At 67.0% G+C, this 23,774-nt stretch carries 27 protein-coding genes; 16 read left to right on the plus strand and 11 right to left on the minus strand.

All coding sequences use genetic code 11. From position 1 onward, the window contains the following. Window positions 1-65 precede the first annotated feature (65 nt). Genes A5651_RS25505 through A5651_RS17070 form a run of 4 tightly spaced genes read left to right on the plus strand, consistent with a single transcriptional unit; the run spans window position 66 to window position 3,667 of the window. On the plus strand, window positions 66-224 hold the full coding sequence (locus A5651_RS25505; RefSeq protein ID WP_156663011.1) for a hypothetical protein: 159 nt from the start codon (window positions 66-68) through the stop codon (window positions 222-224). Between the two features lie 34 nt (window positions 225-258). Further along, window positions 259-1,812: a signal recognition particle protein gene (gene ffh, locus A5651_RS17060; RefSeq protein ID WP_066983273.1), complete on the plus strand. Its 1,554-nt coding sequence runs from the start codon at window positions 259-261 to the stop codon at window positions 1,810-1,812. Window positions 1,813-1,836: 24 nt separating this feature from the next. Next, window positions 1,837-2,907 (plus strand): amidohydrolase family protein, encoded by a 1,071-nt coding sequence (locus A5651_RS17065; protein WP_066983277.1) that lies wholly within the window; start codon window positions 1,837-1,839, stop codon window positions 2,905-2,907. 19 nt (window positions 2,908-2,926) lie between these two features. Continuing rightward, the gene (locus A5651_RS17070; RefSeq protein ID WP_066983280.1) at window positions 2,927-3,667 is read left to right on the plus strand and encodes a CDP-diacylglycerol diphosphatase; all 741 of its coding nucleotides are present in this window, start codon (window positions 2,927-2,929) and stop codon (window positions 3,665-3,667) included. Here the strand turns inward: A5651_RS17070 and A5651_RS17075 are convergent. Both A5651_RS17075 and A5651_RS17080 read right to left on the minus strand, forming a co-directional pair. Continuing rightward, window positions 3,664-4,494 carry a D-alanyl-D-alanine carboxypeptidase family protein gene (locus tag A5651_RS17075; protein WP_066983283.1) on the minus strand — a complete coding sequence of 277 codons (831 nt, stop codon included), beginning with the start codon at window positions 4,492-4,494 and terminating at the stop codon, window positions 3,664-3,666. The two genes, A5651_RS17070 and A5651_RS17075, sit on opposite strands and share 4 nt — an antisense overlap. A gap of 90 nt (window positions 4,495-4,584) precedes the next feature. Beyond that, the gene (locus tag A5651_RS17080) at window positions 4,585-5,460 is read right to left on the minus strand and encodes a D-alanyl-D-alanine carboxypeptidase family protein (RefSeq protein ID WP_066983285.1); all 876 of its coding nucleotides are present in this window, start codon (window positions 5,458-5,460) and stop codon (window positions 4,585-4,587) included. A gap of 58 nt (window positions 5,461-5,518) precedes the next feature. Between A5651_RS17080 and A5651_RS17085 the strand changes: the two genes are divergently transcribed. The 5 genes from A5651_RS17085 to trmD all read left to right on the plus strand — a co-directional run bounded on the left by A5651_RS17085 (window position 5,519) and on the right by trmD (window position 8,103). Further along, window positions 5,519-5,953: a nuclear transport factor 2 family protein gene (locus A5651_RS17085; RefSeq protein ID WP_066983286.1), complete on the plus strand. Its 435-nt coding sequence runs from the start codon at window positions 5,519-5,521 to the stop codon at window positions 5,951-5,953. A gap of 174 nt (window positions 5,954-6,127) precedes the next feature. Beyond that, complete coding sequence (gene rpsP, locus A5651_RS17090; RefSeq protein WP_066983287.1) at window positions 6,128-6,646, plus strand: 30S ribosomal protein S16; 519 nt, start codon at window positions 6,128-6,130, stop codon at window positions 6,644-6,646. Beyond that, window positions 6,643-6,885 carry an RNA-binding protein gene (locus tag A5651_RS17095; protein WP_003881089.1) on the plus strand — a complete coding sequence of 81 codons (243 nt, stop codon included), beginning with the start codon at window positions 6,643-6,645 and terminating at the stop codon, window positions 6,883-6,885. Before rpsP ends, A5651_RS17095 begins: the two co-directional genes overlap by 4 nt. An 8-nt stretch (window positions 6,886-6,893) precedes the next feature. Further along, on the plus strand, window positions 6,894-7,415 hold the full coding sequence (gene rimM, locus A5651_RS17100) for a ribosome maturation factor RimM (RefSeq protein ID WP_066983290.1): 522 nt from the start codon (window positions 6,894-6,896) through the stop codon (window positions 7,413-7,415). Between the two features lie 4 nt (window positions 7,416-7,419). Continuing rightward, window positions 7,420-8,103 carry a tRNA (guanosine(37)-N1)-methyltransferase TrmD gene (gene trmD, locus A5651_RS17105; RefSeq protein ID WP_066983293.1) on the plus strand — a complete coding sequence of 228 codons (684 nt, stop codon included), beginning with the start codon at window positions 7,420-7,422 and terminating at the stop codon, window positions 8,101-8,103. Here the strand turns inward: trmD and A5651_RS17110 are convergent. Further along, window positions 8,100-8,993, minus strand: a complete 894-nt coding sequence (locus A5651_RS17110) for a serine hydrolase (RefSeq protein ID WP_066983296.1) — start codon at window positions 8,991-8,993, stop codon at window positions 8,100-8,102. The genes trmD and A5651_RS17110 overlap by 4 nt on opposite strands. Window positions 8,994-9,094: 101 nt before the next feature. Further along, window positions 9,095-10,027 carry a hypothetical protein gene (locus tag A5651_RS17115; RefSeq protein WP_066983299.1) on the minus strand — a complete coding sequence of 311 codons (933 nt, stop codon included), beginning with the start codon at window positions 10,025-10,027 and terminating at the stop codon, window positions 9,095-9,097. 233 nt (window positions 10,028-10,260) lie between these two features. Here A5651_RS17115 and rplS point away from each other — a divergent pair, with 233 nt between their 5' ends. From rplS to A5651_RS17135, 4 genes are all read left to right on the plus strand, one after another. After that, complete coding sequence (gene rplS / locus A5651_RS17120; protein WP_066983302.1) at window positions 10,261-10,602, plus strand: 50S ribosomal protein L19; 342 nt, start codon at window positions 10,261-10,263, stop codon at window positions 10,600-10,602. A 64-nt stretch (window positions 10,603-10,666) separates the two neighbouring features. Then, window positions 10,667-11,527, plus strand: coding sequence for a signal peptidase I (gene lepB / locus A5651_RS17125; RefSeq protein WP_066983305.1), 861 nt, complete (start codon window positions 10,667-10,669; stop codon window positions 11,525-11,527). 46 nt (window positions 11,528-11,573) lie between these two features. Then, window positions 11,574-12,350 (plus strand): ribonuclease HII, encoded by a 777-nt coding sequence (locus A5651_RS17130; RefSeq protein WP_066983308.1) that lies wholly within the window; start codon window positions 11,574-11,576, stop codon window positions 12,348-12,350. After that, window positions 12,347-12,652 carry a DUF2469 domain-containing protein gene (locus A5651_RS17135; RefSeq protein ID WP_066983311.1) on the plus strand — a complete coding sequence of 102 codons (306 nt, stop codon included), beginning with the start codon at window positions 12,347-12,349 and terminating at the stop codon, window positions 12,650-12,652. Before A5651_RS17130 ends, A5651_RS17135 begins: the two co-directional genes overlap by 4 nt. Here A5651_RS17135 and A5651_RS17140 read toward each other — a convergent pair whose 3' ends face one another. Then, entirely contained in the window at window positions 12,653-13,759 is a 1,107-nt protein-coding gene (locus tag A5651_RS17140) for an acetylserotonin O-methyltransferase (protein WP_231988724.1), read from the minus strand. A 135-nt stretch (window positions 13,760-13,894) separates the two neighbouring features. On the opposite strand from A5651_RS17140, the gene A5651_RS17145 reads away from it, so the two are divergent. Together A5651_RS17145 and A5651_RS17150 are read left to right on the plus strand one after the other, a co-directional pair. Next, window positions 13,895-15,100, plus strand: coding sequence for a CoA transferase (locus A5651_RS17145; RefSeq protein ID WP_066983314.1), 1,206 nt, complete (start codon window positions 13,895-13,897; stop codon window positions 15,098-15,100). Then, window positions 15,097-15,912 (plus strand): acyl-CoA thioesterase II, encoded by an 816-nt coding sequence (locus A5651_RS17150; protein ID WP_066983316.1) that lies wholly within the window; start codon window positions 15,097-15,099, stop codon window positions 15,910-15,912. Before A5651_RS17145 ends, A5651_RS17150 begins: the two co-directional genes overlap by 4 nt. Here A5651_RS17150 and A5651_RS17155 read toward each other — a convergent pair. From A5651_RS17155 to A5651_RS17170, 4 genes are read right to left on the minus strand one after another with little or no spacing between them, the layout of a single operon-like run. Continuing rightward, the gene (locus A5651_RS17155; RefSeq protein ID WP_066983319.1) at window positions 15,881-18,379 is read right to left on the minus strand and encodes an AMP-binding protein; all 2,499 of its coding nucleotides are present in this window, start codon (window positions 18,377-18,379) and stop codon (window positions 15,881-15,883) included. The two genes, A5651_RS17150 and A5651_RS17155, sit on opposite strands and share 32 nt — an antisense overlap. Then, window positions 18,376-19,452, minus strand: a complete 1,077-nt coding sequence (locus A5651_RS17160; RefSeq protein WP_066983322.1) for an ABC transporter ATP-binding protein — start codon at window positions 19,450-19,452, stop codon at window positions 18,376-18,378. Before A5651_RS17160 ends, A5651_RS17155 begins: the two co-directional genes overlap by 4 nt. Then, on the minus strand, window positions 19,449-21,026 hold the full coding sequence (locus tag A5651_RS17165; protein ID WP_066983325.1) for an iron ABC transporter permease: 1,578 nt from the start codon (window positions 21,024-21,026) through the stop codon (window positions 19,449-19,451). Before A5651_RS17165 ends, A5651_RS17160 begins: the two co-directional genes overlap by 4 nt. Then, window positions 21,027-22,061, minus strand: a complete 1,035-nt coding sequence (locus tag A5651_RS17170; protein WP_082943821.1) for an iron ABC transporter substrate-binding protein — start codon at window positions 22,059-22,061, stop codon at window positions 21,027-21,029. Window positions 22,062-22,263: 202 nt separating this feature from the next. Between A5651_RS17170 and A5651_RS17175 the strand changes: the two genes are divergently transcribed. After that, window positions 22,264-22,641, plus strand: a complete 378-nt coding sequence (locus A5651_RS17175; protein ID WP_066983331.1) for a heme-binding protein — start codon at window positions 22,264-22,266, stop codon at window positions 22,639-22,641. 6 nt (window positions 22,642-22,647) lie between these two features. Here A5651_RS17175 and A5651_RS17180 read toward each other — a convergent pair whose 3' ends face one another. Together A5651_RS17180 and A5651_RS25510 are read right to left on the minus strand one after the other, a co-directional pair. Then, window positions 22,648-23,466 (minus strand): DUF1206 domain-containing protein, encoded by an 819-nt coding sequence (locus tag A5651_RS17180; RefSeq protein ID WP_066983334.1) that lies wholly within the window; start codon window positions 23,464-23,466, stop codon window positions 22,648-22,650. 74 nt (window positions 23,467-23,540) lie between these two features. After that, window positions 23,541-23,711, minus strand: a complete 171-nt coding sequence (locus A5651_RS25510; RefSeq protein ID WP_156663013.1) for a hypothetical protein — start codon at window positions 23,709-23,711, stop codon at window positions 23,541-23,543. Between the last annotated feature and the right edge of the window lie 63 nt (window positions 23,712-23,774).

Consider the following 23,774-nt stretch of genomic DNA (forward strand, 5'->3'; position numbering starts at 1 on the left):
TGAGGCCAGTGCCACTGGGCCGGTCGGCCCGTTGGCACTGGTGTCCCGGACAACCACTGCCGAAGGTGGATGTCATCTGGGGCATCGACGTCTGCCACATCTACTACGTCGTCGGTTACCAGCAGGCAAATGTGGGTGACTACATCTGGGACATCTGGGACGCAGCCGGTGGGCCGCCGCCTCGGCCCCGCCAATGCCCGCCGATTGCCTTCACGTGTCCCTGACAGCGCCTCCACCGAGCCCAAGTAGGCTTGCGGCGTGTTTGAATCCCTGTCCGACCGGTTGACCGGAGCCCTTTCAGGGCTGCGCGGCAAGGGGCGGTTGACCGACGCCGACATCGACGCGACCACCCGCGAAATCCGGTTGGCACTGCTCGAGGCCGACGTCTCGCTGCCCGTAGTGCGCGCGTTCGTCGCCCGCATCAAGGAACGCGCGCGCGGCGCTGAGGTTTCGGCCGCGCTGAACCCCGCCCAGCAGGTCGTCAAGATCGTCAACGAGGAGCTTATTGGCATCCTCGGCGGCCAAACGCGCCAACTGGCATTCGCCAAGACGCCCCCGACCGTTGTGATGCTCGCCGGCCTGCAGGGCTCCGGTAAGACCACGCTGGCCGGCAAGCTCGCCAAATGGCTTCGCGGACAAGGCCATACGCCGTTGCTGGTGGCGTGCGACCTGCAACGCCCCGGCGCGGTGAACCAGCTGCAGGTGGTCGGCGGCCAAGCCGGCGTCGAGGTGTTCGCACCGCACCCCGGCGCATCGGCCGAAGGCGCCGCAGACGCCGGCCCGGGCGACCCCGTCAGGGTAGCCTCCGACGGGCTTGCCGAGGCGCGGGCCAGGCACTTCGACGTGGTGATCGTCGATACCGCGGGCCGGCTCGGCATCGACGACGAGCTGATGGCGCAGGCCGCCTCCATCCGTGCGGCCATCGATCCCGATGAGGTGCTGTTCGTCGTCGACGCAATGATCGGCCAGGACGCCGTGACCACCGCCGAGGCGTTCCGCGAGGGCGTCGGGTTCACCGGTGTGGTGCTGACCAAGCTGGACGGCGACGCCCGTGGTGGCGCCGCGCTGTCGGTGCGCGAGGTCACCGGGGTGCCGATTCTGTTCGCGTCGGCCGGCGAGAAGCTCGACGACTTCGACGTCTTCCATCCCGACCGGATGGCCAGCCGCATCCTCGGCATGGGCGACGTGCTGACGCTGATCGAGCAGGCCGAACAGGTCTTCGATGCGCAACGAGCCGAAGAGGCCGCCGCCAAGATCGGCAGCGGCGAGCTGACGCTGGAGGACTTCCTCGAGCAGATGCTGGCGATCCGCAAGATGGGACCCATCGGCAACCTGCTCGGCATGCTGCCCGGCGCGGGGCAGATGAAGGATGCGCTGGCAGCCGTAGACGACCGCCAGCTCGACCGGGTGCAGGCGATCATCCGCGGTATGACACCGCAGGAGCGCGCCGACCCGAAGATCATCAATGCGTCCCGTCGGCTGCGCATCGCCAACGGCTCCGGAGTCACTGTGAGCGAGGTGAACCAGCTTGTCGACCGGTTCTTCGAGGCCCGCAAGATGATGTCGCAGATGGCCGGGCAAATGGGAATGCCGTTCGGCCGCAAGAGTTCTTCACGCAAGAACGCGAAGAACAAGAAGAAGGGCAAGAAGGGTGGCCGGGGCCCGACGCCGCCGAAGGTGAGAAGCCCGTTCGGCGCGGGCGGCGTACCGGAAGGCTTCCCCGACCTGTCCAACATGCCCAAGGGTCTCGATGAACTTCCGCCGGGGTTGGCCGACATCGATTTGTCGAAGCTGAAGTTCCCGAAGAACTGATCGCGCACGCGAGGAGCAATACACATGCGACTTCATGTGCGCGGTCGAGGACTGCCTGACGAACAGCCCGTGGAGTGGTGGATCGTCGACGGCACCCTCAGCGCCGAACCGGTCGCCGATGCGCATACCGTCTTTGACGGCGGCTGGATCGTGCCCGGTCTGGTCGACGCGCACTGCCACGTCGGCCTCGGCGAGCACGGCCCCCTTGACAACCTCGACGAGTGTGCCGAGCAGGCCGAAACCGAGCGCGGCGTCGGTGCCTTGCTGTTGCGCGACTGCGGTTCGCCGGTCGACACCCGAGCCCTCGATGACCGCGACGATCTGCCACGCATCATCCGGCACGGCCGGCATCTGGCCCGACCCAAGCGCTATCAGCGCGGTTTCGCCATCGAATTGGAGGACGAGTCACAGCTGCCCGAAGCGGTCGCCGAGCAGGCGCGCTGGGGCGACGGCTGGGTGAAACTGGTCGGCGACTGGATCGACCGCGAGGTCGGCGACCTGGCGCCGTTGTGGTCCGACGAGGTGCTCAAGGCGGCCATCGACGCCGCCCACGCCGAGGGGGCGCGCGTCACCGCGCACGTCTTCAGCGAGGATGCGCTGCCGGGGCTCATCAAGGCGGGCATCGACTGCATCGAGCACGGCACCGGCCTGACCGATGACACTGTCGACCTGATGGTGTCCTACGGCACCGCGTTGGTGCCTACGCTGATCAACGTCGAGAACTTTCCCGGAATCGCCGACGGCGCAGGGAAATACCCGGCCTATGCCGCCCACATGCGCGATCTGCATGAGCGTGCGCGACCCCGTATCGCCGCCGCGCGCGAAGCCGGCGTGCCGATCTACGCGGGCACCGACGCCGGCAGCATGGTCGCCCACGGCCGCATCGGCGACGAGATCGACGCGTTGAAACGCATCGGCATGACACCCACCGAGGCGCTGGGTGCGGCGAGCTGGGCCGCCCGGGACTGGCTGGGTGGGCCATCGCTGGAGCATGGCGCTCCGGCGGACCTGGTCTGTTACGCCGAGGATCCGCGGACGGGCGCGGACGTCATCCACCACCCGGACGTGGTCGTGTTGCGTGGCCGGGTGTACTGACTTCCGGCTTGTTCGTCTCATGGCCGCGCTGCTCGCGGTGTTGGCCCTGGCAGGCTCGCCCAAAGCCGCCGCCGATCCGAACGCGCTGTGGTCGATCGTGGACGGGCAGTGCATACAGCATCAACTCGCCAACGACGACCCGAAGCCCTGCGAGCTGGTCGATGTCGACGGCGGCTACGCGGTGCTGAAAGACATCGTCGGGGCCACGCAATTTCTGCTCATTCCCACCGCGCGCGTCGGCGGCATCGAGAGCCCGCAGATCCTCGCGCCCGGTGCGCCCAACTATTTCGCGGACGCGTGGCGCGCCCGCTCGTTCGTCGAACAGCGCGCCCGACGCGCGATACCCCGCGATTGGATGAGCCTGGCGATCAACTCTGCGGATGCCCGATCGCAGGACCAGCTGCACATCCACATCGACTGCGTGCGCGCCGACGTCCACCAGGCGCTCGCCGCCCATGTCGGCGACATCGGCCCGACGTGGGCGCCGCTGCCGGTCGCGCTGGCGGGTCAGCGATATCAGGCGATGACGCTGCAGGACCGGGACTTGGACTCGCACAACGTGTTTCGGTTGCTCGCTGACAGCCTGCCCGCCGCCGACGACATGGGCGCTCAGACGCTCGTGGTGGTCGGATCACCTGCGCCCGACGGGTTCATCGTTCTGGGGGGTCGCGCCGAACCCGACGTCCCCGGCAGCGGTCACGGCGAGGATCTGCAGGATCACGTCGCATGCCCGCCCGCTGCCGAGGTGCCCGCGCGCTAGCCGGCTTGCGCGAAACCCCAGTCGAACAGGCCGATCGCCTGGCCGTACAGATCGCCGTCGCCGAACATCTCGACCACGATCAGCCTGCGGTTACCCCGCTGCGCGGCCGCCACGAAGGTGTCGTGCGCGAGGTCGGTATATCCGGTCTTGCCAGCGATGGTGCCCGGATAGCGGGTCAGCAGCTTGTTCTGGGCGGTGATCGTCTTGCCGGGGAACTGCGCCGACCGTTCCTGGAAGATCTCGGCGATCAGCGGATAGGTCAGCGCGGCCCGATAGATCACCGCGAGATCGTGCGGCGTGGTCAGCGACTCCCAGCCCGGGCCGTCGAGACCCGACGGCGACCCCGCGCGTGTGCTTTTCGCGCCGACGGCGGCCGCTTTCCGGTTCATGGCGGCCACCGCGACCTGCTGGCCGCCGAGCATGTCGGCCAGCATGTTCGCCGCGTCGTTGCCCGACACCATCAACAGCGCTTCCAACAGCTGCCGCGTCGTGTAGGCCTGTCCGGGGTTCAGCCCGACACAGGAACATTCGACCTCGGTGTGCGATTGGTTTGCGCGAGCGAAATTGTCGGGCCGCAGGTTGTCGAGAACCACCATTGCGAGCAGAGGCTTGATGGTGCTGGCCGGCGCGTGCTGGGCGTACGGATCATGGCTTGCCAGAATGCGTCCGGAGTCGAGATCGGCCAGCAGCCACGCGTGCGCGGGACCGTCGGGGATGGCGACAGCGCCTGGCGGCGCGACGTCGGGCTCAGCCGTGGCGGTGTGCGCGGTCACCGCGGAACTCGCGATCGCGAGCGCGGTCGTCAACGCAGCCACCATTCTTCGCACGGACGCCGAGCGTATCCTGTGCAGTCGCTGGTTCTTGGCGCGCTCAGGTCTCGGATCCGTTGCGGATCAACAACTTTTGAATGTGCGCTGTTACAGCGAGCCGATGCTCAGCTGGCGGTCCTGCGCGAAACCCCAGTCGAACAGGCCCATAGCCTGATCCCAGTACGTCGGCCCGCCTTCCTTGATGAGCCCGTACATCATCGCGATCACCAGCCGCCGTCCACCCCGCTCGGCCGCCGCGACGAAAGTCTTCTTCGCCGCGTCGGTGAAGCCCGTCTTGCCGCCGAGCGTGCCCGGATAGCGGTGCAGCAGCTCGTCGTCGTTGACGATCGGCTTGTCGCCGGCCTTCGTCGGGAACGTCGCCCTCGGCTGCGCGATGACCGAGGCGAACACTGGATTGGCCATCGCGGTGCGGAAGATGACGGCCAGATCGTGCGGGGTCGTCGCGCCGGAACCGCCGGGTCCGTCCAACCCCGACGGCGTCGACGCATGGGTCCCCGAGGCGCCGATCGCGGCGGCCTTGGCGTTCATCTTGGCGACCGCGGTGTCGTAGCCGCCGATCATGTCGGCCATGGCATTGGCTGCGTCGTTTCCCGACATCAGCAGGACCGCGTCCAGAAGCTGGCGAGCGGTGTAGGTGCGGCCGGGCTCGATGCCCGCGCAGCTGCATTCGACGCGGGTGTCGGCCTCGGTGCCGACGACCGTCGCATCGAGATTGGTCACCTCGTCGAGCACGGTGAGCACCAGCAGCGTCTTGATCGTGCTCGCGGGCGGGTGGGCGACGTTCATCTCACGCTCGGCCAGCACCTGGCCGGTGTCCATGTCGGCGACGATCCATGCCGGCGCAGGCCCGTCGGGGGGTTGCACGTTGCCGATGGGCTGGATGTTCGGTTCGGCGTCGGCCAGCGGAGCGGACAAGAAGACCAAGCTCAGGCATGCGACGGCAGCGGTGAAAAACCTCCCCATGGGTCAAGCAGCCTAGTGGCACCCCTCCTGGTTGCAAGAGGCGTAGCAAGATGGACGGATGCTGAGCGCCGAAGAGATCTCCGACCGCATCGAACTCCAGCAGCTGCTGATCAGCTATTCCGAAGCCATCGACCGCCGCGAGTTCGATGAGCTGGACGAGATCTTCACCGCCGACGCCTACATCGACTATCGCGACACCGGCGGTATCGACGGGCAGTACCCGCAGGTCAAGGTGTGGTTGGCCGAAACGCTGCCGGCCTACTTCGAGCGCCACGCCCACATGCTGGGTCTGCCGGCGATCAAGCTCGCCGGCGATACCGCCACGGCCAGGACTTTCTGCTTCAACCCGATGGTCCTCAAAGGGGGAAAGCCCCCGAAAAATGCAAAGGTGATGGAGGTCGGGCTGTGGTACGACGACGAGTTCGTCCGCACCGCCGCCGGGTGGCGGTTGTCCCGTCGCGTGGAGATCAAGTGCTACGACCGGATCCTGTGAGCAGCAAGCGCCAGCGATTTCTCCCGGTAAGGCCTGTTCTGGCACAATGGGCGGCTGTCTGCCGCAGGATTACGGCCCTGCCGCGGTCACACACGTAAGGCAAAACCGGATCCGGGCAGCCCGCCCGCGATCGCTGAATTGCAGCGTGGCAATAACAGGAGAGTTTGCTTAACCATGGCTGTCAAGATCAAGCTGACCCGGCTTGGCAAGATCCGCAATCCCCAGTACCGCATCGCCGTCGCCGACGCGCGCACCCGCCGCGACGGGCGCGCCATCGAAATCATCGGCCGGTACCACCCGAAGGAAGACCCGAGCCTCATCGAGATCGACTCGGAGCGCGCCCAATACTGGCTCGGCGTCGGTGCCCAGCCCACCGAACCGGTGCTGCAGCTGCTGAAGATCACCGGCGACTGGCAGAAGTTCAAGGGGCTGCCCGGCGCGGAGGGCACGCTGAAGGTCAAGGAGCCCAAGCCGTCCAAGCTCGACCTGTTCAACGCCGCGCTCGCCGAGGCCGACGGCGGCCCGAGCACAGAGGCCACCACCGCCAAGAAGAAGAAGGCGCCCGCCAAGAAGGCGGCCAAGGGCGACGACGCGACGGCCACCGAGGCCCAGGCCGCGCCGATCAAGGACAAGTCCGAGCCGGCCGCCGAAGGCGCAGATGCCGCGCCGGCCGAGCAGGCCGACGAAAAGTGAGTTCGGTCGTCGTCGACGCGGTCGAGCACCTCGTCCGCGGCATCGTCGACAATCCCGACGACGTCCGGGTGGACATGGTCACGTCGCGCCGCGGCCGCACCGTCGAGGTGCACGTGCACCCCGACGATCTCGGCAAGGTGATCGGCCGCGGCGGCCGCACCGCCACCGCATTGCGGACGCTGGTGGCAGGCATCGGCGGTCGGGGCATCCGCGTCGACGTGGTGGACACCGACCAGTAGCGCCTGCGATGGACCTCGTAGTCGGGCGGGTCGTCAAAGCGCACGGCATCAGCGGCGAGGTCGTCGTCGAGGTTCGCACCGATGACCCCGACACCCGGTTCGCCTCCGGCACCCGGCTGCGGGCGAAACCGGCCCGCGGCGGAAGCCAGCGCACATACGTCATCGAGTCCGTGCGCGAACACAGCGGCCGCCTGCTGATGCGGTTGGACGGCGTGACCGATCGTAATGCGGCAGATGCGTTGCGCGGCACGGTCTTTCTCGTCGACACTGAGGAACTACCGCCGATCGAGGATCCCGACGAGTTCTACGACCACCAGCTCGAGGGTCTGCGGGTGGTGACCACCGACGGTCGGTTGGTGGGCAACGTCGCCGAAGTTCTGCACACCGCCGCGGGGGAGTTGCTGTCGGTGACCACGGAGGCCGGTGCCGAAGTGCTGGTGCCGTTCGTCAGCGCGATCGTCACCGACGTCTCCCTACAGACTCAGACCATCGAGATCGACCCGCCCGAGGGTCTTCTGGAGCTGGGCTGACGTCATGCTCATCGACGTGGTGACGATCTTCCCCGACTACCTTGACCCGCTCCGACAGTCGTTGCCGGGCAAGGCAATCGAGGCGGGTATCGCCGAAGTCCGGGTGCATGACCTGCGGCGGTGGACTCACGACGTGCACCGCTCGGTCGACGACTCGCCGTACGGCGGCGGTCCCGGAATGGTGATGAAGGCGCCGGTGTGGGGTGAGGCACTCGACGAAATATGTTCGCAGGAAACACTTCTGGTCGTTCCCACCCCGGCGGGCAGATTGTTCACGCAAGCGACCGCCCAGCGCTGGGCCGGCGACGCGCACCTGGTCTTCGCGTGCGGGCGCTACGAGGGCATCGATCAACGTGTGATCGACGATGCCGCGCGGCGGATGCGCGTCGAAGAGGTGTCCATCGGTGACTACGTGCTGCCCGGCGGTGAATCCGCGGCCCTGGTGATGATCGAGGCCGTCGTGCGCCTGCTTCCCGATGTGCTCGGCAATCCCGAGTCACACCAACAGGATTCGCACTCGGACGGTCTCCTGGAAGGACCGAGCTACACCAGGCCGCCCAGCTGGCGCGGTCTGGACGTGCCTGACGTGCTGTTGTCCGGAGACCACGCCAAAATCGCGGCGTGGCGCCGGGAACAGGCGCTGGCGCGCACCAGGGAACGCCGCCCCGATCTGCTGGGAGAGAATTAGATCTTCCCGCCAGGGAACATCGTCTTGACGGCTTGGGTGATGGTCGCGCGGGCGTCCGCCTCGTCGTCTGGTTCCAGCGAGGCGATCGCCATCACATACCGATGGTCGGCGCCGATCACGCCGGTGGACACATGCAATTGATTGGCGCCGTCCCAGCAGCAGAACCAGCCCTGTTTGACCGCGACCGGCTCGGCGTAGAGGCCCTCTGGAATGCCGAATCGCTGCGGGTAGCCATCGCTTCCCGTCGGTGTGGACTGCGCGAGGTTACCGACGATGATGTTGGCCTGCTCGGCCGGCAGGCCGCCGGTGCCGTCGAGCAGCATGTCGTAGTAGCGGACCAGATCGCTTGCAGTGCTTAGTGTCACGTCCCAGTGCCCGTTGTACGGCGCAGTCGTGCCTTTGAGGCCGTACCGCGCGACGACGCGGCTGATAATCGCGTTGCCCCCGCTGCGGTCCCAGAAGATCTGCGCCGCGCTGTCGTCGGAGGACCGCAGCATGACCTCGAGGGATTTACGGTCGGCCGGTGACAGCTGCGTCTGTCCCTTGGATACCTGCAGCAGCAGATCGTCGGCGATGAACACCTTCACCACCGACGCGATCGGAAACGGCGTGTTGTCCGCGTTGGAAACGATCTGGCCGCTGTTGCGGTCCATGACGACGCTCTCGATGTCGGCTCCGGTCTTGGCGGCCTCGGCGATCGCCTGACGGGTGCGCGACTCGAGACCGTCGAAGGTCGCGGCCGGCGGGGCGGCCGGCGGGGCGACGGTCACTTGCGGCGGCGGCGGTGATTTCGGTGGCGTGCCGTACACCCGTGCCTCACAGCCCACCAGCAGCGCCGCACACACGAGGGCTGCGATCGCGGTCACCCCACTTGCCCGCCGCCGACGCATACCCCTCCTCACACAACGAGCGAAAACCTCAAGCCGGCGTAACGGGGCCTCGTCGCCGCACCGCCCGCCGGCAATACCAACCCAGCCTAATACGCGCCGGGCTAGACCCGCCCGCCAGGAAACATCGTCCTGACCGCCTGCGTGATGGTCGCGCGTGCGGCCTCGTCACTTGTCGGTTGATCGGATGCGATTGCCATCACATAGCGGTGGTCGGACCCGATGACCCCAGTCGACAGGTGCATCCAATCGGAGCCGATGCAACACATCCAGCCCTGTTTCACCGCGACGGACTCGGCATAGAGACCATCGGGGATGCCGAATCGCTGCGGGTAGACGCCGCCGGGCATCATGCCGTCAATCCCCACGGGCGCGGATTGCGCCAGGTTGTCGACGATCATCTCGGCCTTGTCCTTCGGCAGCCCGCCGGCGCCGGAGAGCATCATCGCGTAGTAGCGCACGAGATCATCGGCGGTGCTGATCGTGTTGAACCACCGGCCGTTGCCCGGCGGCCTGGTGCCGGCGAGGCCGTAGCGGGCCGCGACCCGGGTGACGATCGCGCTGCCGCCCCCGCGGTTCCAGAACCCCTCGGCGGCGCTGTCGTCGGAATTGCGCAGCATCGATTCGAACATCTTCTGGTCGTCCGGAGACAGCGGCGGACCGTGCAGCAGCAGGTCGTCGGCGATGAACAGCTTGACCACCGAGGCAATAGCGATGCCCCTGCCGTTGCCGTTGGTCACCCGCCGTCCCGTCGAACGGTCCAGCACGACCGCGGTGAGGTCGGCCCCCTTGGCCGCGGCCTCGGTCGTCGCCCGCATGACGCGCTTCTCGAGGCCGGTGAAGCCGGACGCGGGTTCATCGGGTGCGGCTTCGGGCAGGGGCGCCAACGGGCCCTGCGGGGCGATCACGGTCAGCTGCGGCGCTTCGGGGCTCACCGGTGGTGGCGAGCCGTAGGAACGGGCCTCGCAAGCGGTCAGGACGAGTCCCACGGAGGCCATTGAGACCACCGCGACCAGCCTCGACGGCCGCCGACGCATATGTATCCTCCACATTGTCGGTGAGTGATTCAGGCTTCGGAAACGGTCGATACCCGCCTGCCCGTCGAGCCTAACCGCTGTGCAGCGATCATGCGGCGGCCCACGATTTCACTGCATGCGGCCCTATCTGGCACAATTGACCAGTTGTCTGAGCGAGGCGCGGACCCGGCAGGTCTGTCCGCCGCAGGCCCGCCGATTGCGCGAAAACGTTAACTGCTAAGGAAGAGTCACCGATGAACACGCTGGATTTCGTCGATCAGTCGTCGTTGCGCGACGACATTCCGGACTTCAGCGCCGGCGACACCGTCAACGTGCACGTGAAGGTCATCGAGGGCGCCAAGGAGCGCATCCAGGTCTTCAAGGGTGTCGTGCTGCGCCGTCAGGGCGGTGGTATCCGCGAGACTTTCACCGTGCGCAAGGAAAGCTACGGCGTCGGCGTGGAGCGCACCTTCCCCGTGCACTCGCCGAACATCGACCACATCGACGTCGTGACCCGTGGTGACGTGCGTCGCGCCAAGCTCTACTACCTGCGCGAACTTCGTGGCAAGAAGGCGAAGATCAAGGAAAAGCGCTGACGTCGCGCCAGACTCGACGCCATCTTTCGATGGTCGTCAGAGGCGTCGTGGATACGCTGTTGCCGTGAGCGGACCCACGGACTCCCCAGACCCCTCATCCGAGCGCACGCTCGACGACGACGCCCCGGCCGCGGTTGAACCGCATGCCGACGAGGCCGACGAGGCGTCCGCAGTCACCGACAAGTCGGAGCGCAAACGGGGAGCGTTGCGCGAAGCCGTCATTCTGGTGGTGATCGCGGTCGGGCTGTACTACCTGATGCTGACGTTCATCGCCCGGCCCTATCTGATCCCGTCGGAGTCGATGGAGCCCACGTTGCACGGCTGCGCCGGTTGCGTGGGGGACCGCATCATGGTCGACAAGCTGACCTATCGATTCTCCGAGCCCAAACCGGGCGACGTGATCGTGTTCAAGGGCCCGCCGAACTGGAATGCCGGCTATAAGTCGATCCGCTCCGACAACCCCGCGGTGCGGTGGGTGCAGAACGCGTTATCGTTCGTCGGTTTCGTCCCGCCGGACGAGAACGACCTGGTCAAGAGGGTGATCGCGACGGGCGGGCAGACCGTCGAATGCCGTCAGAGCACCGGCCTGACCGTGGATGGGAAGCCGCTGAAAGAGCCCTACCTCGACCTGCAGACGATGAACGTGCCCGACCCCGACAAGTACCGCTGCTTCGGATTCGAATTCGGACCGGTGAAGGTGCCCGACGGGCGGGTCTGGGTGATGGGCGACAACCGCACTCATTCGGCCGACTCGCGGGTGCACTGCGCCGACAACGTCGCCGACTTCCAGAGCGGAATCAAATGCACCGGCGACCCCAATGCCGGCACCGTTCCGCTGAGCAATGTGATCGGAAAGGCGCGGTTCATCGCCTGGCCGCCATCGCGATGGGGTGGGGTTAGCTCGGTGGATCCGCAGACGCAATAAGTTGGGGTGTGCGATGAGCGTGCTGCGCGAAGAGGAGACGTCCTAATTGCCGGCGACATGGCCGCCGCGAACGGTGATCCGGAAGTCCGCCGGGCTTCGCACCCTGGAGTCGGCGCTGTACCGGTCGGGGCTCGGCCCGGTGGCGGGAGTCGACGAGGTCGGTCGCGGCGCCTGCGCAGGACCGCTGGTGGTCGCCGCCTGTGTGCTCGGGCCCAACCGGCTGGAGAGCCTCGCCGCGCTCGACGACTCCAAGAAGCTCACCGAGAAGGAACGCGAGCGGCTGTTCCCGCTGATTAGGCGCTACGCGCTGGCCTATCACGTGGTGTTCATCCCGTCGACCGAGGTGGACCGCCGCGGGGTGCATGTGGCCAACATCGAGGGGATGCGCAGGGCGATCGCGGGCCTGTCGGTTCGACCGGGCTACGTGCTCAGCGACGGCTTCCGCGTTCCGGGGCTGCCCGCGCCGTCGCTGCCGGTCGTCGGAGGTGACGCCGCCGCGGCCTGCATCGCCGCCGCCAGCGTGCTCGCCAAGGTCAGCCGCGACCGGCTGATGGTCAAGATGGAGGCCGAACACCCAGGCTACGGGTTCGCCGACCACAAGGGCTACAGCACACCGGCCCACGGCGCGGCATTGGCTCGGCTCGGGCCCTGTAGCCAGCACCGATACTCGTTTATCAATGTCCGCCGCGTGGCCAGCCCGCTGGAGCCGACTGGAACCAAGCTGGTGGCCGAACTGGCTGGTGACATCCATACCGGACCCGCGCGGCGAAGTGGGGTAGGAGAGAATGGTTCTAACCGCAACGAAGGACTGCTGAAGCGATGAGTGCCGAAGATCTCGAGAAGTATGAAACCGAGATGGAACTCTCGCTGTACCGCGAATATAAGGACATCGTGGGCCAGTTCAGCTACGTCGTGGAAACCGAGCGGCGGTTCTATCTGGCAAACAGCGTCGAGATGGTGCCGCGCAACGCCGACGGCGAGGTGTACTTCGAGTTGCGCCTGGCCGACGCCTGGGTCTGGGACATGTACCGCCCGGCCCGGTTTGTCAAACAGGTGCGGGTGATCACGTTCAAGGACGTGAACATCGAAGAGGTGGAGAAGCCTGAACTGCGGCTGCCCGAATAGTCACGGCTTGAAGCCGTACACCATCGACGTCGGGCCGATCAGGTGCCGGACCGTGACGTCGCAGAATCCTCTGCCACGCAACATGGCCGCGCAGTCGGTGGTGGTGGCCTCGTAGCCGTCGCGGGTTTCGAGCATGATGTTCAGACTCGACAGCAGGCTGTGAAAGTGGTTCATTGACCGCCGCCATGTAGGCATCGCGTCATAAACGATCAAGGCTCCGCCGCCGGGAAGGGCGTCGAACGCGTGTGCCGCCAGGTCACACCGGTCCTGGTAGCTCTGGCCGTGGAAGACGTGACCGAACGACAGCACGTCGGCGCGGGGCAGGTCGTCGGTGAAGAAGTCGCCCGCGACGAAGGCGAGCCGGTCATCGAGCCCGAACGATTTCACGTAGTCGGTGAAGATCGGCTCGACAACCGGTAGGTCGAAGCCGATGCCGCGCAGATGCGAATGCGTCAGCGCGACCCGCACCGCCAACGCGCCCTGCGCACAACCCATGTCGGCGAACGTGGCAAACCGCTTCCACGGGAAACGGGCCGCCAGCATGGTGGCCTCGCCCGTCGAGATCCCCGTCATGCCGGACAGAAACGTCCTCAGCACCACTGGGTCTCGGTACAGCATGTCGAAGAACTTGTTCTCGCCCCGCTCCTCCTCCGCGGCGGGTACACCGGTCTCCAACAAGCCGTCCAGCCCTGCCCAGAGCTCGTAGAGACGCGTGCTCGACAGCTCCATCAGGCCGCCGATGTAGGTCGGCTTCTCGCGGTCCAGAAACATCGACGCGCGGAAGCTGTTCGAATACCGCCCCGCCTTGTCACGCCGGAGTAGCCCGCAGGCGACCAACGCCTCGAGCGCCGTCGGGGCGGCGCGCGGATGCCAGCCCAGCCGCTCGATCAACTCGTCGCCTGTCAGGGGCTCCAGCGCCAACAGTGTGAATATGCCCCGATGGACCGCGCTGAGGATGAGCCGCGACGACCAGAACGCCATCCCGGCCTCGATGATCGCCTGCGGCCCGGCAAGCTTGCGCAGCGCCGGCCCCAGCAGCGTGTTCTGGAACGCGCGCATCATCAGGCGCTCACGCCGGACATCCACGGTGGGTTTTTCAGTTGACATGGTCTTCCACCTCCGCATCGGGCGGCAGTCCTCATTGTGGTCCCGCGAGCCTGCCCACAGATCGGAATCCGGGGCGTTATTGCGATCTGGCCGCAGTCTCGCGGGACAGGGCACGGCGATTGATAGCTTGACCCGGTGAAGGTTTCCCCGAACGCGGCGCGACCACTGGCCGGGGTCAGGATCGTCGAGATCTCCAGCTTCGTCGCGGTGCCGTTGGCCGGTATGACGTTGGGGCAGCTCGGCGCCGAGGTGGTGCGGGTCGATCCGGTCGGCGGCGCCGCGGACTACCACCGCTGGCCGATCACCGCCGGCGGAACCAGCATTTACTGGGCGGGTCTGAACAAGGGCAAGCGTTCAGTCGCCGCCGATATCCGCTCGCCGGACGGTCAGCAGCTCGTGCAGCGGCTGATCGCCGACAGCGGCGTGCTGATCACGAACGTGGCCGGGCGCGAATGGCACTCCTACGACAAATTGAGGACGCTGCGGCCAGACTTGATCCACGTCGAGGTGTCCGGCCGCGCCGATGGCGGCACCGGTGTGGACTACACCGTCAACGCGGGCCTCGGATTTCCGATGGTGACCGGTCCGCCGGAGCTCGCCGCGCCGGTCAACCACGTGCTGCCGGCCTGGGACGTGTCGTGCGGGCTGTATGCCGCGCTGTCGGTGGTCACCGCCTTGCGGCACCGTGACGCAACCGGCGAAGGGCAGCGGATCTCGATACCGCTGGAGAACGTCGCGCTGGCAACCGCGGGCAACCTCAGCTTCCTCACCGAGGTGATGGTCAATGGCGACACCCGCGAACGCATCGGCAACTCCATCTACGGCCAATACGGCCAAGAATTCGCCAGCAGCGACGGGGTGTCGTTCATGATCGTTGCGCTCACCAAGCGCCACTTCCACGATTTGACCGAGCTGACGGAGACCACGAAAGCCGTTGCGGTGCTTGGTGAAACGATCGGCGCCGATTTCACCGACGAAGGCGAGCGATACCGGCATCGCGAGGCACTGACGGGGCTGTTCGCCGAGTGGTTCTCGACGCATACCGGGCCCGAAATCACCGCGGCATTGTCGTCGACGTCGGTTCTGTGGGAGCGATACCGCACCTTCGCCGAGGTCGCCACAGACGAGCGGGTGACGGCCAACCCGCTGTTCACCCCGCTCGACCAACCGCGAATCGGCGAATACCTGGCGCCGGGCTTGCCGGTGTCGATCAACGGGGAGTATGTGAAGGCGGTGCCGGCCCCCGCATTGGGCGACGACACCGCCGGTGTACTGGCCGACTGGTTGGGTCTCAGCGAGGACGACGTGACGAAGCTCAGCGACGCGGGAACCGTCCGATGAGCCGGCTGCTGGGACTGCTCGAGCTCGAATCGGGCGCCGATGATCACACGTTCATCGGCCCGGCCAGCGGGCCGGAGGGCAAGCGTGCCTTCGGCGGCCAATTCATGGCCCAGAGCCTGGCCGCCGCGTGCGCCACCGTCGAGAAGAACCGGCTGCCGACCAACATGCACCTGCAGTTCCTGCGCGGCGGGGCGGCCGGCGAGGCCGTCGAGTACACCGTCACGCCGGTCTTCGACGGTCGCACCGCCTCGGCGCGCCGGGTCGATTCGCGCCAGGGCGATCGGCTGCTGACGACGGCGTCGCTGTCGTTCGCGGTAGAGCTGCCCGGGCCCGAACACGGCCATCTGGAACGCATGCCGGGCGATCCCAACATGCTTCCGCAATCCGGGCCCGCAGGGCCCGCTCCGTCGATGCCGTTGGAGGAGTTGGACATCCGGATCGCCGACACCATCGCCAGCGGTGAGTTCGTGCGGCGATTCTGGTGGCGGGCCATGGTTCCGCTACCCGATGACCTGATGATCCACACGCTTGTCGCGGTGTATGTGACCGACGTGTACATGATCGATCCGGCGTTGCAGGTGCATGGGCACTCGATGGAGGCCCGCACTCATCGCAGCGGGACCACCGATTCGTCGATCTGGTTCCACCAGCCGGTCCGCGCCAACGAATGGAACCTGTTGGAGACCCGGTCGCCCGCCGCGGCGCGTGGGCGCGGTGTCGTGACGGGCCGTTTGGTGCGTACGGACGGCGTCATCGCCGCCACCTTGGTGCAGGAGGGTCTTATCGCAGAGCGGGGACCGGATCCGCAGTAGCGGAACGCCGATTGCGTTCACGCAGCCACGTTCGCGCCGCGTTCAGCGCGCGGGTGAGCAGCACGCCCACGACGATCGCGCCGACGACACCGAGCAATGGATGCGCGTCGAACAACGGATACACCTGGTAGTGCGTCAGGTAGGTGTACAGCGAGGCTTCGGCCACCGTGCCGGCGACGGCGGTCAACCAGGCCGGGCAGCGGATTGCGGGCAGCCAGATCAGCAGCAGGAGGCCCGCCAGCACCAGCACTTCTCGGTGGGTGTTGTCGAAGTAGCCGTGCAGGCTGACGATCAGCGCCAGCGTCACCGCGAGCCGCTGCCACACCGCTGACGACTTCGCCGCGGCCCAGCCGACCGCGAAGAACCAGAACGCCAAGACGGTGAACCAGGCGTCGTGGCCGAAGTTCAGGCCCAGCAGGTCGTAGCGCAGCGCCAAGCCGACGGACAGGAAGGCCGCGGCGAACGCGAAGGGGTGGCGCCGCTCCACCCGGTCGGCCGCCGGTAGCCAGCACACGGCGGTCAGCGCGAGCAGAATCCAGACGAGCACCTCGACGAACCACAACCGTCCCGCGGTCATGCTGCTGGCCGGACCGAAGAACTTCTCGATCAACAGCAGGTTCGTCCAGTGGTAGTCGTCGGTGATCAGCAGCGCGGTTGCGATCCAAATCATCGACGGCACGACGATCCAGCCGATCGTGTTGCGCAGGTGGCGAACTCGATTGGGCCGCGCGACCGGGGTCAGGCAGAACCGGCCGAAGTTGTAGCCGGCGATCCCGAGCAGAAGATGCGCGCCGCCCCACATCTCGTACAGCGTGGCGTGCGATCCGACGATCAACACTATGGCGGCCGCGCGCAGCGCCACACTGGTCTCGAGGGTGGCGCCCAGCCACGTCCACCGCCGCCGCTCCGGCGGGGTGGTGCGCTCCAGTTCGGCCAATGACCGTCGTTGCCAGTCGCCCGGCAGCCGGCCGAGGGCCCGCTCGAGCCGGACCGACATGGCCACATACGACAGCGAGTTGCCGCCGAGGTCGACGAAGCTTTGATCGGAGCGGATGGTGCGCGCGTCGATCTGTAAGACGTCGGCGAACAACGTCCGCAGATCCCGCGGCGACTGTGCGGTCTCATCACGGCGACGGGCGGCGAGGCGGATCGCGTGATAGTCGGGTTTACCCGAGGGCAGCAGGGGAAGTTCGGCCATGGTGACCGCGCGGACGGCCGCAGCCGGAAGCCCGGAGGCCGTCACCGCGAGACGCTGGACGGTGTGCCCCTCGGATCCGGCAGTGGCCACCACGAGCCGTTCGTCGTCGTCGATGCAGAACGCTGTCACCCCGTCGGCGCTGAGCGCGGACTCAACCCGCTGCAGGTCGATGCGCAACCCGTACAGCTTGACGAAACGACTTGTGCGGCCGATAACTTCGTAGAGACCGTCGGGCGTACGACGCGCGACGTCTCCGGTGTGCAACGTGTCGACCGTGTTACCGAGCGCCAGATCCGACGCGGTGCGCGCGTAGCCCATCATCACGTTCGCGCCGTGATAGACCAGCTCGCCGACTTCGGGATCCGTCCAGCCGTCGAGCGGCTCGATGGTGAACGAGCCGCCCGGGATGGGCCGGCCGATCGCGGTCGGATGTGACTGCGCGAGATCCGGTGGCAGATAGGCCATCCGAGCGGTGGCTTCCGTCGCGCCGTACATGACGAACAGCTGCCAGCCCTTCTCGTCGCCCAGCGCGGCGAACCTGCGGACGCGGTCGGGCGACAGCCGTCCGCCCGCCTGGGTGACATAGCGAAGGTCGGGCAGCTCGATGCCGTCGAAGCCAACGCGTTCGAGCATCTCGAACGTGTAGGGCACGCCGGCGAACGATGTGCCGCGATGCCGACTGAACAGCGACCAGAAGTCGGCGTCGACGACCGAGAGATCGGTGAGGATCAGTCCGGCCCCGCGAAGCAGGTGGCTGTGGATGACCGACAGGCCGTAGCAATAGGACATTGGCAGAGTGGTTGCGGCCCTGTCGGTTTCCTCGATATCGAGGTACTCGGCTATGGCGGTCGCGTTCGCTATGAGGTTCTCGCGGGACAGTCGCACGAGCTTTGGCGAGCCGGTGCTGCCCGACGTCGACAACAGCAGCGCGAGATCGCGATGCAGCCGGTGACCACTTTCGGGGCGCATCTGGTGGATACCGTCGGCATCGATGACGACGTCGGGGTCGTATGACCGCATCATCGTCGCGTGGCTGCCCCCCGCCGACACCGGCAACACGACGTGGCCGCCGGTGAGTGCCCCGAGGTAGTGGATGAGCGTCGCGAGGTCGTTGCGCGTCTCCAACAGCACCAGCCTGCGGGTCTCGCCCAGTGCGGCGGCGACGGTGGACACCTTTTCGGCCAGGTCGGCGTAGGTCAGCGACGCGGTATCCGTCAGCGCTGCAACACGATCGCCGTGGTCCCGCAGATAGTGGACAAGCGGGCTCACCTCAGCGCGACCCCGTTACCGATCACCTCGATGCGCACCTTCGCGTCGATCGGCGGCGGGTTGAGACTGTGCTGTCGCACGATGATCGGCGCGATATCGGCGCCCGGGTCGATCGTCAGGAGCACGTCGTGTCCCAGGAACTCCGTCGCCATCACTGTGCCGACGCTGTCGCGATGATCGCTGTCTCCTTCGCCCTTCACGTGCGCGACGTCGGAAACCTGCTTTGCAACAAGCTGTTCCGGCCGCAGCGCCAACGTCGCCGGGCCGTCGAGGGCGGAGGCCTGCACCGGCACCAGGCCCAGAGCGCACTCGGCGACACCGGAGGACACGGTGCACGGAACGGCGATGCAGTCACCGAGGAACTCCGCGGTGAAGCGGTCGTTGGGGGTGCGGTACACGTCCTGTGGTGCGCCGACCTGAGTGAACCGCCCGTCGCGCATGACCGCAATCTGGTCGGCGATCGACAGTGCTTCTTCCTGATCGTGCGTTACCAGCAGCGTGGTCACGCCTGCGTCGGCGAGCAACCCGGCGACCGCCTTGCGGGTGGAGGCACGCAGTCCCGTGTCCAATGCGCTGAACGGTTCGTCGAGCAACATCAGCACCGGCTTGCGGGCCAATGCTCGCGCCAGTGCGACACGCTGCTGCTGACCACCCGAGAGCTCATGGGGTCGGCGCGACGCGAATGACGGCTCGAGAGAGACGGTTTCAAGCAACTCGCCGATGCGGGCGCGCACCTCACGGCTGCGCGGCGAACCCGGCAGTCCGTAGGCGATGTTCTGGCCGACGGTGAGATGCGGGAACAGCGCGCCGTCCTGCGCGACGTAGCCGACACTGCGCCGGTGAGGTGCGACCGAACGCTCGGAACCGGCCACCGGTTTGCCGGCGATCGTGACGGTGCCCGTGTCAGGCGTCTCGAACCCGGCGACTAGCCGCAACAGCGTGGTCTTGCCGCAACCGGACGACCCAACCACGACGGTGGTGCTGCCCGCGGCCACGGTGAGGTCGATGTGGTCGAGAACGGTGTGGCCGTTGAAGGACTTGGCCAGACCGCGGACGTCGAGCATGGCGGTCATGCCGCGGCCGCCTTCGTCGACTGCCGGAACAGGATCAACGTGACGGGTATGGCGAGGACCACGAGCGCGAACGCGTATGGTGCAGCGGCGGCGTAGTCCAGCTCGCTGCTGAACGACCAGAACAGCATCGACAACGTTCTGGTTCCGGTGGGCGCCAGCAGCAGTGTAGCAGTCAATTCCGTTGCCACAGCGACGAATACGAATGCCGCTGCTGCGGCTGCGGCCGGCGCGGTCAGCCGCAGGGTGACCCGCAAGAACGTGGCGGTGGGCGACTTGCCCAGGGTGCGGGACGCCTCTTCCAGACCGGGCGGAACCTGGGCAAGCCCCGCGCGGACGTTGACCAGGGCGCGCGGCATGAACAACAGCACGTAGGCGAACACGATCAGCGGCACCGATTGGTACAGCGGGCGGGCGAAGTGGATGGCCACGGTCACCAGCGCCAGCGCGGTGACGATGCCGGGAAGCGAGCTGGTGATGTAGTTGGCGCCTTCCACTGCACGGGCTAGCACCCCGTGGGAGCGGACGGCCACCCAGGCGACGGGGAAGGCCAGCATCGTCGTCAGCACCGCGGCCACGGCCGCCAGCGCGACGGTCTGGCCGAGCGCGGTGGTGATCGCGGCGACATCCCAGGCGTCGGCGCCGCCGATCCACAGCCACCGCAGGATGGTCCACACCGGCACCCCGACCGCCAGCGCGATCAGAGCGGTGAGCGCGGCAATGGCCGGAATCTTGTTCCGGCCCAAATGGAGCGGGGCCGCGGCGCGGGGCGCGCCCGAACCGATCCTGGCGTACCGCGCGCCGCCGCGGGCGGCGGCCTCGACGACCAGCAGCACCAGGCACAGCACGACGAGGACGCCGGCGAGCATGCTGCCCGCCGCGCCGTCGAACGTGACCTGGAACTGCTGGAAGATCGCCACGGTGAAGGTATCGAACCGCACCATGGCGAACGCGCCGAACTCGGCGAGCAGGTGCACGCCGATCAGCAGGCTGCCACCGAGGACCGCGAGCCTCAGCTGCGGCAGCACCACCCGGAAGAACACGCCGACGGTATCGGAACCCAGCGCGCGGGCCGATTCCTCGACGGCGGGATCGAGGCGGCGCAGCGTGGCCGCCGCAGGCAGGTACATGAACGGGAAGTACGACAACGTGGTGACCAACACGGCCGCCCAGAGGCCGTTCAACGACGGGATGACGCCCACCCACGCGTAGCTGTTGACGAAGGCCGGAACGGCAAGCGGCGCAACGAACAACGGCCGCCAGAAGTCCCGCCCCGGGAGGTCGGTGCGCTCGACCAGCCAGGCGACGCCCACCCCAAGCACCACACACAGCGGCACGGTGACCACGACCAGCGCGACGGTGTTTAACAGCAGCTCACCGACGCGCGGCCGTACCACCAGCTCGTAAGCGCGCGTCGGACCCACAGAGACCGCACCCCACACGACGTAGCCAAGCGGAATGGCGGTGGCGGCGACCAATATTGCCACCGTGGCCGAGACCAGCGGGCCGGGCCGCGCAGCCTGCACCGCCCGCGGAGCGGGTGCCGCGGTGCGCAGGGCTGAGGGAGCGACGACCACCTACAGCAAGCCCGCCTTCGTCATGAGATCGGTCACCTTCTGGGCATCCAGCGTCGACGGATCCACCTTCGGCGCCTGCAACGAATCAAGCGGCGGCAGGGCCGGATTCGCGGGCACGTTGCTGGCCACCGGGTACTCGAACGAGGTGCCCTTTTCGAGCACTTCCTGTCCGGTCTTGCCCGTGACGAACTTGATGAACTTCTGCGCCTCGTCGGCCTTCTTGCTCGACTTCAGCACGCCGCCGCCGGACAGACTGATGAATGCGCCGGGGTCTTCGTTCTTGAAGTAGTGCAACGCCGTATCGCCGCTGCCCTCTTTGGTCTTTGACTGATCGCGGAACCAGTAGTAGTGGTAGATGATGCCGCCGTCGACCTCACCGGCGTTGACGGCCTTCATCGTCGCGATGTTGTCGTTGTAGATCTTGGCGTTCGCTTTCATGCCGGCCAACCACTGGGCGGTAGCCGCTTCGCCCTTCAATTGCAGCAAGGCAGACACGATGGCCTGAAAGTCCGCCTTGGCGGGAGCGCCGCCCCATCGGCCCTTCCAGGCGGGCTGCTGGAGGTCCAGGATCGATTTGGGCAGTTGATCCGGCTGCACCTTCGTCGTGTTGTAGACGAAGACCGTGCTGCGCGCCGCGACGCCGGTCCACTTTCCAGTCGAGGGGCGGAATTGGGCGGGCACCTGGTCGAGGGTGTCGGAGTTCAACTCGGCGAACAGACCGGCCTTCTCCACCGCCGCCATGGCGGGGGAGTTCTCGGTGAGGAACACATCGGCCGGTGAGGACTCGCCCTCGGCCACCAGTTGGTTGCCCAGCTCCGTGTCACCGCCCTGGCGGTAGGTGACCTTGATGCCGGTCTCCTTGGTGAAGGCGTCGATCCACTCCTTGGTGAGGGACTCGTGCTGAGCGTTGTAGACGAGCAGTTCGTCGTTGTCGCCCGATTTCGAGCACGCGGTCATCCCGAGAACGACAGTCACGATCGACAGGAGGGCGGCGATCCGCCCCCACGGCATTCTGCGGCGCTCGGGTGCTCGCATCCAGGCGGTCCTTCCCGCGCCCACCGGCGCCTTTAGTGAGGTTTACCTAAATGAACATACCCGTAGGCGGGAGGCGCAGCGGCGGCCCCGTCGCGAAACAAAGCGCTTTCATAGCTGCGGCTTACGCCGGCACATCGTGGGTATCAGCGTGGAAGACTTTCAGTCAGCCTGGCCTGCTATGACGCGAGGGGATACCACTGCCATGACCAAGCCCGAATCCGTACTTCGCCGTGCCATCGCCGGCGTGATCGCCGCATCCGCACTCGGCGCCGGCATCGCCGCGCCGGCGGCAAGCGCCGCGCCGTGCACCGCAAGCGGTCTGTCCTCGACGGCCAGCGGAGTGCTGGCCTCGGCGGGCGCGTTTCTTGCCAACCACCCTGGCGCGGACGACGTGCTGACCAAGGCCGGTTCCCAGCCGACCGATGAGGCCAAGACCAACGTCCAGAACTACTTCGCGGCACATCCTGGCGAGTTCCTGGAATTGAAGGGTATCGCGCAGCCCCTCACCGATCTGCGGGCCCAGTGCGGGGTCGCGGTGTCGCCGGGACAGTTGGCCGCGCTTGTTGAGCAGTTCCAATAGAGGCGGCTACATCCTGCCGTGCCTGCTGCGCACGAAGCTGTAGGCGCCGAACGCGGCGATTCCGACCGCGGCGAGGATCAGCAGGAACTTGCCGAACGGTGCCTGCCCGAGCGTCTTGACTGCCGCATCGAGACCGGTGGACTTGGACGGGTCGGCCTGCAGGGTGGCGATCATGACCAGCAGGCCCGCACCGGCCAGCACGAGGCCCTTGGCCACGTAGCCCGTCACGCCGACAGCGGTGATCGCGGTGCCGCCCGACACGCGGAGGTCTTTGAGGAACTTCTTCGCAGCACCCTTGTATATGTGGTAGCCGCCGACAACGGCGAGGCCCAGGCCGACGGCGATCAACAGGGCCTTGCCCCAACCGGATTGCATGAGCTGGGCCGACATTCCGGCGTTCTGTTGGCCGCTGGACTGTCCGCTGCCCATCGCAAAACGCGCCGCTGACACGGCGATTGCGAAGTTGACGATCGCCAGCCCGAGCGACTTGACCCGCTTCCACGCCGCGGAGTCGCCCGCCTGCTGGCCGGATTTTTCACCGGGCTTGGATCCGACGACGGCCTCGCTGACGCGCCACAGCCCCAGCGCCAGCAGGCCGACGGCGGAGACCCACAGCATGACCGCCCCGCCGGGTTGCTTGGCCAGCGTGGCTAGAGCGCCCGACTGGTCGGCGTTGCCGCTGGTGCCGAACGCCAGTCGCAGCACGATGAATGCGACGAGCAGGTGCAGTACCCCGCTGGCCGCGAAGCCGCCACGCGCCGCGTATTCGAACGCCTTGCTGTCGGTGGCTCTGTCGACGACCCCGTGTACTGACGCGTCGCTCATGTCGACCTCCTCGCGGGGCCGAGTACCCAGATTTTGACGGCCGCGAAACTCTCGAGTCGGGGAAGCACAACGGCTCAGTCGCCGATGCGCTCCGCGGCGCCGATGAGCGCGTGGATCTGCACATAGATATCGCTGTAGTCGTCGCGGATGGCTTCGCGTGCCGACGCGACGTCCTTCGACGCCAGCAGTCGGACCGCGGCGCCAGCCCGGGTTTTCTGGTCGGTCGCCTCGGTGTAGGCCTGCAACTGATCCTCGAGTTGTTTCGCCGGTGGAACGCAAGCGGTCCGGACTGCGCCTCGCCGGTCTCC

The organism is Mycobacterium sp. 1274761.0 (assembly GCF_001668615.1).
Classification (GTDB): domain Bacteria; phylum Actinomycetota; class Actinomycetes; order Mycobacteriales; family Mycobacteriaceae; genus Mycobacterium.